The 12,908-nt window shown below is 56.2% G+C and carries 14 protein-coding genes; 6 read left to right on the plus strand and 8 right to left on the minus strand.

Translation table 11 applies throughout. The features are described 5' to 3' along the window. Window positions 1-9 precede the first annotated feature (9 nt). A complete protein-coding gene (locus GGE09_RS09645; RefSeq protein ID WP_309745906.1) occupies window positions 10-462 on the minus strand; it encodes an MmcB family DNA repair protein in 453 nt (150 codons plus the stop codon). A 381-nt stretch (window positions 463-843) separates the two neighbouring features. Between GGE09_RS09645 and GGE09_RS09650 the strand changes: the two genes are divergently transcribed. From GGE09_RS09650 to GGE09_RS09665, 4 genes are read left to right on the plus strand one after another with little or no spacing between them, the layout of a single operon-like run. After that, entirely contained in the window at window positions 844-1,407 is a 564-nt protein-coding gene (locus tag GGE09_RS09650) for a 5-formyltetrahydrofolate cyclo-ligase (RefSeq protein ID WP_309745907.1), read from the plus strand. A 37-nt stretch (window positions 1,408-1,444) separates the two neighbouring features. After that, window positions 1,445-2,260, plus strand: coding sequence for a TIGR00282 family metallophosphoesterase (locus tag GGE09_RS09655; protein WP_309745908.1), 816 nt, complete (start codon window positions 1,445-1,447; stop codon window positions 2,258-2,260). 17 nt (window positions 2,261-2,277) lie between these two features. Next, window positions 2,278-3,153, plus strand: a complete 876-nt coding sequence (locus tag GGE09_RS09660; protein ID WP_309746215.1) for a DMT family transporter — start codon at window positions 2,278-2,280, stop codon at window positions 3,151-3,153. Window positions 3,154-3,206: 53 nt separating this feature from the next. Then, the gene (locus GGE09_RS09665; protein ID WP_309745909.1) at window positions 3,207-4,985 is read left to right on the plus strand and encodes an SLC13 family permease; all 1,779 of its coding nucleotides are present in this window, start codon (window positions 3,207-3,209) and stop codon (window positions 4,983-4,985) included. A 48-nt stretch (window positions 4,986-5,033) separates the two neighbouring features. Here GGE09_RS09665 and GGE09_RS09670 read toward each other — a convergent pair whose 3' ends face one another. Continuing rightward, window positions 5,034-6,812, minus strand: coding sequence for an SLC13 family permease (locus tag GGE09_RS09670; RefSeq protein ID WP_309745910.1), 1,779 nt, complete (start codon window positions 6,810-6,812; stop codon window positions 5,034-5,036). 76 nt (window positions 6,813-6,888) lie between these two features. Then, a complete protein-coding gene (locus GGE09_RS09675) occupies window positions 6,889-7,485 on the minus strand; it encodes a LysE family translocator (protein WP_309745911.1) in 597 nt (198 codons plus the stop codon). Window positions 7,486-7,663: 178 nt separating this feature from the next. Here GGE09_RS09675 and GGE09_RS09680 point away from each other — a divergent pair, with 178 nt between their 5' ends. After that, window positions 7,664-8,404, plus strand: coding sequence for a YebC/PmpR family DNA-binding transcriptional regulator (locus GGE09_RS09680; RefSeq protein ID WP_309745912.1), 741 nt, complete (start codon window positions 7,664-7,666; stop codon window positions 8,402-8,404). 71 nt (window positions 8,405-8,475) lie between these two features. Here GGE09_RS09680 and GGE09_RS09685 read toward each other — a convergent pair whose 3' ends face one another. The 5 genes from GGE09_RS09685 to GGE09_RS09705 form a co-directional block, all read right to left on the minus strand. Further along, on the minus strand, window positions 8,476-8,751 hold the full coding sequence (locus tag GGE09_RS09685; RefSeq protein ID WP_309745913.1) for a YiaA/YiaB family inner membrane protein: 276 nt from the start codon (window positions 8,749-8,751) through the stop codon (window positions 8,476-8,478). Window positions 8,752-8,782: 31 nt separating this feature from the next. Beyond that, window positions 8,783-9,451 (minus strand): PspA/IM30 family protein, encoded by a 669-nt coding sequence (locus tag GGE09_RS09690; protein ID WP_309745914.1) that lies wholly within the window; start codon window positions 9,449-9,451, stop codon window positions 8,783-8,785. A gap of 107 nt (window positions 9,452-9,558) precedes the next feature. Then, entirely contained in the window at window positions 9,559-10,155 is a 597-nt protein-coding gene (locus tag GGE09_RS09695) for a TetR/AcrR family transcriptional regulator (protein WP_309745915.1), read from the minus strand. Between the two features lie 64 nt (window positions 10,156-10,219). Next, a complete protein-coding gene (locus tag GGE09_RS09700; RefSeq protein ID WP_309745916.1) occupies window positions 10,220-10,639 on the minus strand; it encodes a DUF6691 family protein in 420 nt (139 codons plus the stop codon). Beyond that, window positions 10,639-11,061, minus strand: a complete 423-nt coding sequence (locus GGE09_RS09705) for a YeeE/YedE family protein (protein WP_309745917.1) — start codon at window positions 11,059-11,061, stop codon at window positions 10,639-10,641. The genes GGE09_RS09700 and GGE09_RS09705 overlap by 1 nt, the downstream gene beginning before the upstream one ends. Window positions 11,062-11,334: 273 nt before the next feature. On the opposite strand from GGE09_RS09705, the gene GGE09_RS09710 reads away from it, so the two are divergent. Next, window positions 11,335-12,903, plus strand: a complete 1,569-nt coding sequence (locus GGE09_RS09710; protein WP_309745918.1) for a Re/Si-specific NAD(P)(+) transhydrogenase subunit alpha — start codon at window positions 11,335-11,337, stop codon at window positions 12,901-12,903. Window positions 12,904-12,908 lie beyond the last annotated feature (5 nt).

Below are 12,908 nucleotides of genomic sequence, written 5' to 3' on the forward strand. Positions count from 1 at the left end.
AAATTAACGCTATAAAAACACCCGCTCCGGTTTTGGATCCACGTAGCGGCGCAGGCGATCCCCTGCGTTTCGCGCGAATTTCAACAGCATCTTTTTGCGCCGCGCAGCGGCCAGTTTCATTTCTGGCGCAGGGCGGATGATTTCAGCATCATAGGCGTCTGCGATGATCAGGCCGGTATCCGGGGGCAGTAGTTCTGTCGGGAAATCAGGCGGAACCGCCCAGAAAAACCGGTCGCACCATTCCAGATAGCCCTGCCATTTGGAATCCGCCAAAAAATCCGCGCGGCTGGATTTGCATTCAATCACCCAAAGTTCTGATTTTGGCCCCAACGCCATCAAATCCACCCGCAACCCTGTCACGGGGACGAATTCTTCGATGCAGATGAAATCATGCTGGCGCAGGTGGCGGGCGGTGCCGCGGGCGATCAATTGACCAGCCTGAAGAGAGGGGAGCGATTCCATCTCACCAGTATGAACAATACGTGAACATCTCGTCAAGAGGCTGCGCGGCGGGATCGGAAAACACCTTTATTTTTAACGACCTCTTGTCCCCTTCGGGGATGTGACCTAGATTGTGTGAAGGCGGGTTCTGCCCTTCATGTGCTGAGGTTCTATTCCAGTGGCCGATAAGTTCCTTGAGGGAGCTGGCTCTGCGACTGATCCTGGTCTATCGTACCCGGTGCCCACCTGTTTAATGCAGGCTCTCGGGAATAAAAACACCTCCACGGTTGTGCCGTCCTGCGGTCTAGTGGGCCCGCCGCTTTTCATCCCTTAGTTTTCGCTTTTGGCAGGTACAGATGCCTCCGGCGGGGATATTGGTGGAAAATGGAAGCGAGGGATCATATGCAGATTTCCAAAGTAAAAGCCGAAGCCCGCAGTGCAGCTTTTGCCGCGCGGGCGCAGGCCCATGGTGCGGGGTTGGACGCGGCCGCAAATCACAATCTGATCGGGCAATTGGCGCTGTATCCGCAGGCGCAAATCATTTCCGCCTATATGTCCATGCGCACCGAGGTTAGCCCGCTGGCAACCATGACAATCCTGCACGGTCAGGGCAAACGCATCTGTGTGCCAGTGATCAATGCCGCTGGCACGCCGCTGTTGTTTCAGGAATGGCACCCCGAGTGTGACATGATCGACGGCCCGTTTGGCGCGTCTGTACCGGCTGCGGGCGAATTTCTGTTGCCCGATGTTTTGATCACGCCGCTGCTGTCTTTTGATCGGCGCGGGTATCGTCTGGGTTATGGTGGCGGGTTTTATGATCGCACGTTTGAAATGTTGAACAGGGTTAAACCTGTCAAAGGTGTCGGCTTTGCCTATAGCGTGCAGAAGGTTGATCATGTGCCGACCGAACCCACCGATTTTCAACTGGATGCCATCGTGACCGAGGTCGAGGTTTTGCGTTTTTGAATTGCACTTATTGGGCGGGGGAAGTATCGCTGAGGGCATGAAACTACTCTTTTTAGGCGATGTAATGGGGCGCGCTGGGCGCCGTGCGATAACCGAGCGTTTGGCCGGTTTGCGTGCTGACTGGAAACTGGATTTTGTCGTGGTGAACGGCGAAAATGCCACCAGCGGGGCGGGGTTGAATGCGGCCCATGCGCGGGCTTTGCTGGATGCGGGGGCAGATTGCCTGACCCTTGGGGATCATGCCTTTGACCAGAAAGAGATGTTGTCGTTTATCGAACAGGAACCCCGCATAATCCGGCCCCTGAACTATGCCACACAGGCCCCGGGCAAAGGCGCGCGCATGTTCAAGGCGCAAAACGGACGCAAGGTGTTTGTGGCGCAGGCGCTGGGGCAGGTGTTTATGAAAAAGCCCTTTTCCGATCCGTATTCCGCGCTGGATGTGGCCCTGAAAGCCGCACCACGCGGTGGCATGGCCGATGCGGTGATTGTTGATTTCCACGCCGAGGCCACCTCTGAAAAGATGGGCATGGGCCATTGGCTGGACGGGCGGGCGTCATTGGTTGTGGGCACCCACACCCATGTTCCCACCTCTGATACAATGATCCTGCCCAAAGGCACCGCGTTTCAGTCGGATGCGGGCATGTGCGGCGATTATCACTCGGTGATCGGCATGGAAAAGACCGAACCCTTGCGCCGTTTTGTGACCGGTATGGTGAAAGAACGCTTCACCCCCGCCAATGAAGAGGCAACCCTGTCTGGCGTCTATGTGGAAACCGACGATCGCACGGGTGCGGCCACCAAAGTTTCACAAATCCGCATAGGCGGGGTTTTATCCCAGTCCGGTCCCACGTGACACTGCGGTTTTTGCCCGTGCTTAGTCTGGTTCTTCTGGGCTTTGCTTGGGGATTAACCATGCCTATGACAAAACTGGCGGTCAGTACAGGACACGGCCAGTTCGGGATTATTTTCTGGCAGCTGGTGCTGGTGTCTTTGATAATGCTGCTGATTTCAGCGTTTCAATCGGGTAAATCCCCCGTCGGCCTGCGCCATCTGCGGTTGTTACTGGTGGTGGCACTGTTTGGCACGATCATTTCCAATTCCATGTCCTATATCGCCGCCAGCCATGTGCCTAGTGGGGTGATGTCTATTGTGATGTCGCTGGTGCCAATGTCTGCCCTTCCCATCGCCCTATTGTGGCGCTCCGAGGTCTTTGACTGGCGGCGGTTGTCTGGTCTGGTGTTCGGCGCCTTGGCGATGGTTCTGCTGGTTGGGCCTGATGCCAGCCTGCCAGATCCATCAGCCGGTTTCTTTGTGCTGGTCGCAGCCCTGTCCACCATCTGTTACGGGTTCGAAGGCAATTATGTGGCCCGCTTCGGGCTGGACGGGTTGGACCCGATTCAGGTGTTGTTGTATTCGTCCCTTCTGGGGATCGTTCTGATCACCCCGCTGGCCATTGGCACGGGGCAGTTTTACAACCCTTTCGCCGCGTGGTCGGTTGCTGAAAACGCGCTGTTGGTGTCGTCTTTTGCCCATGCGCTGGCCTATGCGGGCTATATCTGGCTGGTGGGCATCGCGGGCGCTGTATTTGCTGCGCAAATATCCTATCTTGTGACCGTCAGCGGGGTTCTATCCGCCATGGTTATTCTGGACGAGCGCTATTCCGGTTTCATCTGGCTTTCCCTTGGTCTGGTTCTAATCGGCTTGTTTCTGGTACAACCCAACCGGCCGCAAAAAATACAGACTTGAGCCGGAACTCCCCATAGGTCACAGTCGTTTCCAGCACTTTAAAGGCTTAAAAAATGCTCGAAGATATCATCCCGCAATCATGGCACGCAGGGCTTTCTCTGGGGATCGTCGCGGTTATGTTCATCCTGTTTGTCCGCGAAAGCTACCCCACAGAAGTGGTGGCCATCGGCGGAGTTGCTTTCCTACTGCTGACAGGGGTTTTGCCCTATGACGCCGCACTTGAGGTGTTTGCGAACCCCGCGCCGTGGACCATTGCGGCCATGTTTATCATGTCGGGCGCATTGGTGCGCACGGGTGCGCTGTATAGCCTGTCCAACTGGGTCACAACGGTGGGGGCAAAACGCCCCAAAACCGTCTTGGCAGGGCTTGGCGTGTTCACCCTGCTGGCCAGTGCGTTCATGAACAATACCCCTGTGGTGGTTGTACTGATCCCCGTAGCCTTGCAAATGGCGCGGATGATGAAGGTCAAAGCGTCCAAACTGTTGATCCCGCTTAGTTATATGGCGATCTTTGGCGGGATGCTGACCCTGATCGGCACCTCTACCAACCTTTTGGTGGATGGTGTGGCACGGGCCAACGGCCTTGCCCCCTTTAGCCTGTTCGAGGTTACGCCCCTTGCGATTATTCTGGCCATTTACGGCGCATTATACCTGACCGTTATGGCCCCGCGCCTGTTGCCGGAACGGGAAACCATGGCGGAAATGCTGCGCGATAAATCCAACATGAAATTCATCACCGAGGTCGTCGTCCCCGAAGACAGCGCCCTGATCGGGGAAAATCCGCTGGAAATCGATGCATTTAAGCGGGACGGCGGGCGCGTCATTGACGTGCTGCGCAACGACAATACCCTGCGCTTCCAGTTTCCAAATGTGACGCTGCAAGCGGGGGACCGTGTGGTCCTGCGTACCCGCATAACCGAGTTGTTGGGCCTGAAGGAAAACAAGGAAGTGATCCTTGCCGATAAGGTGTCACACCGCGAAACCACCACCGTAGAGGCGCTGATCACGCCGGGGTGCCGGATGATCGGGCGGCGATTGTCGTCCTTGAACCTGCGGCGGCGCTTTGGGGTTTACCCGATGGCGGTACACCGCCGGAACCAGAACCTTGGCCGTGAAATCGGTGAAATTGTGGTACAAGTGGGGGATACAATCCTGCTGGAAGGCGCGCCAAATGATATCCAGCGTCTGTCCAAGGAAATGGAGCTGGTGGATTTGGCCATGCCAGAGGCACGTCCCTTCCGCCGCGCCTATGCGCCTATCGTGATCCTGATGCTGGCGGGGGTTGTGATCCTGTCCGCCCTTGGCATTGCGCCGATCTTTGCCCTGTCCCTTGTGGCGGTGGCCGTGGTGTTGTTGCTGCGTTGCATTGATGCGGATGAGGCCTTTGCCTCGGTTGATGGGCGCTTGTTGGCGCTGATTTTTGCCATGCTGGGGATCGGGGCGGCCTTGCAACAATCTGGTGCTGTGGCTTTGCTGGCCAACAGTGTGGCGCCGATGCTCTACGGAATGCCGCCGTTCTTTGTGATCTGGGCGATTTACCTGCTGACCTCGGTGCTGACGGAACTGGTCAGCAACAACGCTGTGGCGGTGGTGGTGACGCCGATTGCCATCGCGCTGGCTTCGGTTTTGGGGATTGATCCACGCCCGCTGGTGATTGCGGTGATGGTCGCCGCCAGCGCCAGTTTCGCCACGCCAATTGGCTATCAAACCAATACGCTGGTCTATGGCCCGGGGGGCTATTCCTTTACGGATTTCCTAAAGATCGGTGTGCCGCTGAACCTGACAGTCGGCCTGCTGGCCAGCGCACTGATCCCACTGTTCTGGGATATGTGACGGATTAGATTGCAGAAAAAGGGGGGGCGGGGATCATCCCGCCCCTGCTTACAACGGCCAGAAGATCAGGATCGCAGGGATGCTGACCGCGACAATCAGGATTTCCAGCGGCAGACCCGTGCGCCAGTAATCGCCAAAACGATAGCCACCGGGGCCAAGGATCAGCGTGTTGTTCTTATGCCCGATGGGTGTCAGAAACGCACAAGATGCAGCCACAGCCACAGCCATCAAAAACGGATCAGGGTTCACCCCCAGACTTTCCGCCATTTTGATCCCCACAGGGGCGGCCACAATAGTGGTGGCAGTGTTGTTCAGCACATCTGACAGGGTCATGGTCACCACCATCAGCACAGTCAGAATAACCCAGGCGGGCATCCCTTCGGTCAGGCCGATCAGGGAGTTGGCGATCAGGTTTGTCCCCCCCGAGGTTTCCAGTGCAACCCCGAGCGGGATCATCGACCCCAGCAATACGACCACAGGCCATTCAATATGGGTGTAGACCTCGGACAGGGGAACGATACGGGTCAGGGTAAACAGGGCCACAACAACACCCAAGGCCACAGGCAAATAGATCAGCCCGAAGGACGCGGCAATTACCGCTGCCGCGAAAATACCAATGGCAAGCCAAGTCTTTTCGTCCTGCGTTACCGTCAGGCCCCGTTCCACCAAAGGCAAACAGCCAAGCCAGTCCACAACCTGGTTCTGGGTTTCCGCAGGGGTCAGCAGCAACAGAATGTCACCCGCCTGAATCGGCGTGCGCCGCACCTGACTGTTGATCCGTTTACCGTTGCGTGAAATCCCCATCAGGATGGTATTTTGCCGCCAGTTCAACCCGATAGACTGGGATGTTTTGCCTGCGATACGGCTGTGTTCTGTCACCACAACCTCGGCCAACGATAGACCTTCCCCCGCGGCTTTGACGTTCTCCTGCCGCTTTTCATCCGCGAAGTTCAGCTTGAACGTGGTGCGAAACTCATCCAGCGCCTCTGGCGTTGCTTCAAGCACCAAAGCATCCCCTGCCATCAAAATCCGGTTACGCGCATTGCCGTACAGACGACGCCCCTCGCGGATCAGACCGACGATGGCCACATCGGCTTTTTCCGCCTCAACCGACAGATCCATCGGTTTCTTCCCGATCAGATCGCTTTCCGTTGGGATGGTCAGTTCAGCCACGTAATTGGCGCTGTCCAACAGCTTATCCACTGGTGATCCGTCATCAACCTGCGGAATCAAGCGCCAACCGATGGTGGACACAAACAGCAAACCAGCCGCCGCTGCCACCAGACCGACAGGGGCGAAATCGAACATTTTGAACGCCTCGCCCAAAGAATCCTCGCGGATTGTGGCGATGATGATGTTGGGCGGTGTGCCGATCATCGTCACCATCCCGCCCAGAATCGTGGCAAAAGACAGGGGCATCAGGGAAAGCCCCGCCGCCCGTTTGGCCTTTTTCGCGGTTTGCAAATCAACTGGCATCAACAGCGCAAGGGCCGCCACATTGTTCATAAACGCAGATAGAACCGCACCCACGCCGCCCATAATCGCAATATGCGCGCCAAGCCCGCGGGAACTGTCCACCAAGGCGCGGGTGATCAGCCCCACAGCGCCCGAATTCACCAGCCCTGCGGATACGATCAACACCAGCGCCACCACCAAAGTGGCCGGATGCCCAAAGCCCGAAAAAGCATCTTTGGCAGGCACCACACCCACCAAGACCCCTGTCAGCAAGGCCCCGAAGGCCACTAAATCATAGCGATAGCGCCCCCACAGCAGAAGGCCGAACACACATGCGAAAATAACGAAAAGCAGGATTTGATCTGTTGTCATGCCCAAGATGTAGCCAAAGGAAAGATGCAGGTCACCCGCAATCCATCCATTTTCTTAAAATATCACTGGTTTGTAATTACTTCAGCAGCAAAACCGGCAAGGCAGACAGCAACAGCAGCACAGCCATACCGATGTTAAACGCCCGCAACCAGCGCGGGCGGCTCAGCAGGCGGCGGATTTGTTGACCCATCACCGTCCAGGTGCTGACACAGGGCAGGTTGATGACGCCAAACACCAGCCCGACAAGCAGAATCGACCAGACCGTACGTTCAGGCGCATAGGCGGTGATTGCTGTCAGCGCCATAGACCACGCCTTGGGGTTCACCCATTGAAACAGCGCTGCTTGCACAAAGGTCATGGGAGTGCCGCTGGATTCGCCGGTTTTAGGCGGGGCGGCATTTGCAATCTTCCAGGCCAGCCATGTCAAATAGGCGATACTGAACACTTTCAGGATTGTGTAAGATAGGGGAAACAAGTCGAATAACCGGATCAGCCCAAGCCCCACCAGAATGATCATGATGGTAAAGCCGATGCCAATCCCCAGCATATGCGGAATAGACCGCCAAAACCCGAAGTTCGCACCCGATGCCATCAGCATCAGGTTATTCGGTCCCGGCGTGATCGAAGACACAAAGGCAAAACCGGCAAGGGCAGGGATAAGATCATAAGTCATGTCCGCATCTATCGCTGGATACGGGCAAAATGAAACAGCAATATTGACCTATCCTGTGGAAATCTGCACCCCTTGGTGCGGTCTTGGCCATTAGGGCGCGCGTGTGGCAGTGCTTGCCCCCTTGCGGGCGACCATTTATAGACAGCCCGAAGAGACATTATTTACGCCGGAGACATTTATGGCAGGCCATTCCAAATGGGCAAACATCCAGCACCGCAAAGGGCGGCAGGACGCGGTGCGTTCCAAGCTGTTTTCCAAGCTGGCAAAAGAGATCACGGTTGCGGCCAAAATGGGCGATCCCGATCCCGAAAAAAACCCGCGTCTGCGTTTGGCCGTCAAAGAGGCCAAGGGGAAATCTGTTCCCAAGGACGTGATTGATCGCGCGATCAACAAAGCCTCGGCGCAGGATGGGGAAAACTACGAAGAGATCCGCTATGAAGGCTACGGCCCAGCGGGGGTTGCGGTAATTGTGGAAGCAATGACTGACAATAAAAACCGCACAGCATCCACCGTGCGCTCTACCTTTACCAAATCGGGCGGCAATCTGGCTGAAACCGGTGCCGTGTCCTTCATGTTTGAACGCAAAGGTCTGGTGGTTTATCCCGCTGCGGTTGGCGATGCGGACACTGTATTCGAAGCCGCAATCGAAGCGGGTGCCGAAGATGTGGAAAGCACCGAGGACGGTCACGAAATTTACTGTGAATTCACTGATCTGAACGATGTCAGCAACGCGCTGGAAGCCACGCTTGGGGAATCCGACTCCTCAAAGCTGATCTGGAAACCGACCACCACAACCGAGTTGGATCTGGAGGGCGCAGAGAAGTTGATGCGTCTGATCAATGCGCTTGAAGATGACGACGACGTACAGACGGTTACAGCGAATTTCGACATTTCAGACGAGATTATGGAACAGTTGTAAGTTTTTCGAGTATTTATCGAACATTGAAGCAGGGCAGCAGATTTCATCCGCGGCCCTGTTCTTATTTGGGATCAGCTTTCGGACACGTAGTCTTTCAGCAGTTTGTCGTTCTTTGCGTCTTCGAGTTGGCGGATTTTATCTTGACGGTTCATGTCGTCAAAGCGGTATTTGACCACGTTGATCAGTGAAATGGACAGCATCAGGATGCCCATGCCCCAATAGCCTTTGGTAGAGAAGTCCACTGGCGCGTACCAAAGCGAGCCGGCCATCATGGCATAGGCGATCAGCACGCCTGCAAGGTTCAGAAATACGTAAAGCTGTGTGGATGTCAGGGATTGATTGTTCATGAAATTGGTCCTTTGGTGAATGGGGTCTGGTTTAAGATTTCAGTTTTGCCAGCACATCGCGGGCAGAGGTTTTGGTGGCTTGGCCACAACCAGAAGCACCAAGGCGGTCTTCTAGGGTGCGGTGGGTCAGGCCCTCGTCGATTTCCTCATAGATGTCGGCCAGATCATCCGTGTTCTCGCTGCCAAGGATCGAATCGATCAGGTCTTGCGCTTCTTTTGCGGGGCCGCCGGGTAGGGCAGAGGCCACGGCTTTGCTGGCGTTCTGTTCGGCGCGGATTGCTTTGGCGGAAATTGCCCCCTGACGCAGGTCAATCATGCGGCGTTGGGCTTTTTCCACCTTCAGGCGCAGGGCGCTGATCTTGCGATCCAGCCGCTCTACGGTATCGGCGCGCCGTGCCAGCTCGTTTTCCATATCTGCGATGGCTGAGGCGGATTCGTTCACCAGATCATCCAGTCCTTTATCGAGCGCGCTGCGGGCGCGATCCATCAGGTCGTCGATCCGTTTGCTGAGCGTTTGTGCCTGTGTCCGTTCGGCGCGATGCCGTTGGATCAATGCTGCCAGCGAGGCTTTGGCCGCACTTAATCCGTGATCGGTTTCGCGGATTTTCTGGTCGATCAGGTCCAGCGCGTAATAGTTGCGCACCTGTTCGGTGTCACGCGCAGCTTGTCCTGCAAAAATCGTTTTTAGGGTCGCGAACATTTCTCTCTCCATTTGTGAACGATGTTCACAAACTGGATAAGCGGATGTGCGTTTGTGATCAAGAAAAAACTTGAACGATGTTCATTTATTTTACTAAGAGACTGTTTTTAAACGGAAGAAAAGGCAGATATTACAATATCTATGGCCTCGGGAACCTCGGACTCCGCCACACCAGAGGGGCGTTTCTGGTGGGACAGCAGAATCACGCCGTGGATGGCCGAGAATATCGTGCGGGTGCGCAGGTGCAATGCCGCAGGGGTCAAATCGGGTTGCAGTTGTTTTAACGGGCGCGAAATATGCTCCATCAAACGGATCAGCGCCTCGCGATACCAATCGGGGGTGTTTTCCGGCTCGACGGTGGTGGCGGCAAAAATCGCGCTCCATGTGTGGGGGTTGGTGGTGGCGAAGTGGTGATAGGCGTGGCTGAGTTTTAGCATCTGCTCTTTGGGCGGCAAAGTGTCAGCGCCCTCCATGACTTTGGCCAGTTGGCTGTCCATATCGCGGAAAATCTCGACCTTGGCGTGGAAAATCAATTCGTCGAGATCCGCGAATATGTTGTAGATCGCCCCAAGTGCGCAGCCCGCATCCTGCGCCAGATCGCGGGCCCGCAAGGAGGACAAGCCGCCATCGTGAATGCGCACAAGGGCGGATTGCAGCAGTTTATCCCGCAAAGCGGCGCGTTTTGCTTCTCTTATTCCGGCCATGGGGGCACCTTTCCTGAACCGCGTTCAGTATGAAGCGGCAGGGCGGGGGTGACAAGGGGGCTGCCTAGCGGAACAGGGCCGGGATTAACGGGCGTGCAGCGATCATCGCCACCAGCATGGCGATCATAAAGACCAAACCGCCCGTGCCGCTGAACGAAAGGGAGGCGAATGCAGGGCCGGGGCAAAAGCCGGACAGGCCCCAGCCCATACCGAACAAGATGCCACCGATCACCAGTTTACGGTCGATTTCGGTCTTTGGCGCTGCGGGCAACGGGCTGCCGAGCACGGCAGTCTCGCGTTTTGCGGCAATCCGCCAAGCGATGAACATGGGGATTATTGCGCCGCCCATGACGAACATCAACGTGGGATCCCAGCCGCCAAACAGGTCCAGAAACCCTTGCACCCGTTTTGTGTCTGTCATGCCAGACACTACCAACCCTGCGCCGAACAGCCCACCACACAATAAGGAAATAAGAATGCGCATCACAATACCCCCATGCTGCGGGCGGCGATGATTACCAACACACCTGCACCAATATAAATCACAGTGGCGATGATGCTGCGCAACGACAGGCGCGACATGCCACAGACCCCGTGGCCCGACGTGCAACCCGATCCAAGGCGGGTGCCAAAGCCGACCATCAGCCCCGCCACCACCAGCAATCCCAGATTTGAGGTCACATGGGTCGAAGGCATGTCAACAAACAGCGTCGCCAGTGCAGGTACTCCGATCAGCCCCGCCAGAAAGGCCAGCCGTTCACCCGCGACCTTACCCGCAGTTCCATCTATGACGGAGCCCGCAATCCCCGAGGCCCCCATTATTCGCCCGTTCACCAGCAGATAGATCGCCGCCGCGCAGCCGATCATCCCTCCGCCAAGCAGCCCGTAAAGCCAAGAAAGTTCCATTTGCCTGTCCAATCTGTTGTTCCAAGACCCGTTTGCCGCCCGTTTTGTCGATACAGCTGCGACGTTACGTCAGTGTGCCAGCTTAGGGGTTTGCACTGCAACAGCCTGTTTTTTACGCAGAAAACAAGGGTGTTTTTACGATTTATGGGCAGATTGCCGCATGTACTCGGGGGCGAATCCTGCTATCCCAGTTCGGTGATGTATAAATGTGCGTCGGTTTTGCCCAGTCGGGGCAAAGACCCGATCGCAACGCTTGAACAAAGGAGGTTTGTCATGCGCATCGGAACTCCCAAAGAGATTTTCGAGAATGAAGCCAGAGTGGCAATGACGCCGGACTCTGCACTACAATTACAAAAACTTGGCTATGAATGTGTCATCGAAACAGGGGCGGGCGCTGCTGCGCGTTTCTCGGATGAAGATTACGTGGCGGCCGGTGTCGAGGTGGTGAAAACTGCGGCTGCTTTGTATAAAACAGCCGATATTATCGCCAAGGTTCGCCCACCCGAGGATGTGGAAATCAAACGTCTGCGCAAAGGTCAGACGCTGATTTCCTTCTTCTATCCAGGTCAAAACGCCGAATTGATGGAAGCCGCCAATAAAAAAGGCGCCCATGTGATTGCGATGGACATGGTTCCACGTATTTCCCGCGCCCAGAAAATGGACGCGCTCAGCTCTATGGCCAACATCGCGGGTTACCGCGCTGTAATGGAAGCAGGCAATAATTTTGGCCGGTTCTTCACTGGTCAGGTGACGGCTGCGGGTAAGGTTCCTCCGGCCAAGGTTCTGGTTGTGGGTGCTGGTGTGGCCGGTCTGGCTGCAATCGGGGCGGCTGCCTCCCTTGGTGCACAGGTTTACGCCTTTGACGTGCGCCCCGAAGTGGCCGAACAGATTGAATCCATGGGCGCAGAGTTTGTCTTTCTCGAATTTGAGGAAACCCAGACAGACGGCGCGGCAACGGGGGGCTATGCGGCCCCGTCCTCCCCTGAATTCCGCGAGGCACAGCTGGCCAAGTTCCGTGAGCTAGCGCCGGAAATGGATATTGTCATCACCACAGCCCTGATCCCGGGACGGGATGCGCCGAAATTGTGGACAGCCGATATGGTTGCACTGCAAAAGCCGGGCTCTGTTGTGGTTGACCTTGCAGCGGAACGGGGCGGCAACTGTGATCTGACGGTTGCGGACCAGAAAATCGTCTCTGACAACGCTGTGACCATTGTGGGCTACACTGACTTCCCGTCCCGCATGGCCGCACAGTCTTCGACGCTCTATTCCAACAACATCCGCCATATGATGACCGACCTGACGCCTGAAAAAGACGGCAAGGTTGTGCACAACATGGAAGACGATGTGATCCGCGGTGCGACCGCCACGTTTGAGGGGGCTGTAACCTTCCCGCCGCCTCCGCCGAAAATTCAGGCGATTGCGGCGCAAAAGCCAAAGGCACCCGAAAAAACTGCCGAGGAAATCAAGGCAGAAGAAGCCGAAGCCATGCGCAAAGCGGGCATGACGCAAACTGGTCTGCTGGTTGCAGGTGGTTTGGTGATGCTGTTGATCGGGGCTTTTGCGCCGGCCAGCTTTATGCAGCACTTTATCGTGTTTGCCCTGTCCTGTTTCGTGGGCTTTCAGGTTATCTGGGGCGTCAGCCATGCGCTGCACACGCCACTTATGGCGATCACCAATGCGATTTCAGGCATCATCATCCTTGGGGCGCTTTTGCAACTGGGGGGCGGCGGGTTTATCGTCACCTTACTGGCATCAATCAGCGTTTTGATTGCATCCATCAACATCGTGGGCGGCTTTATGGTCACCCGTCGTATGTTGCAAATGTTCCAGAAATCCTAAGGAGG

It is taken from the genome of Roseobacter sp. N2S (genome assembly GCF_031454055.1).
Lineage (GTDB): Bacteria > Pseudomonadota > Alphaproteobacteria > Rhodobacterales > Rhodobacteraceae > Amylibacter.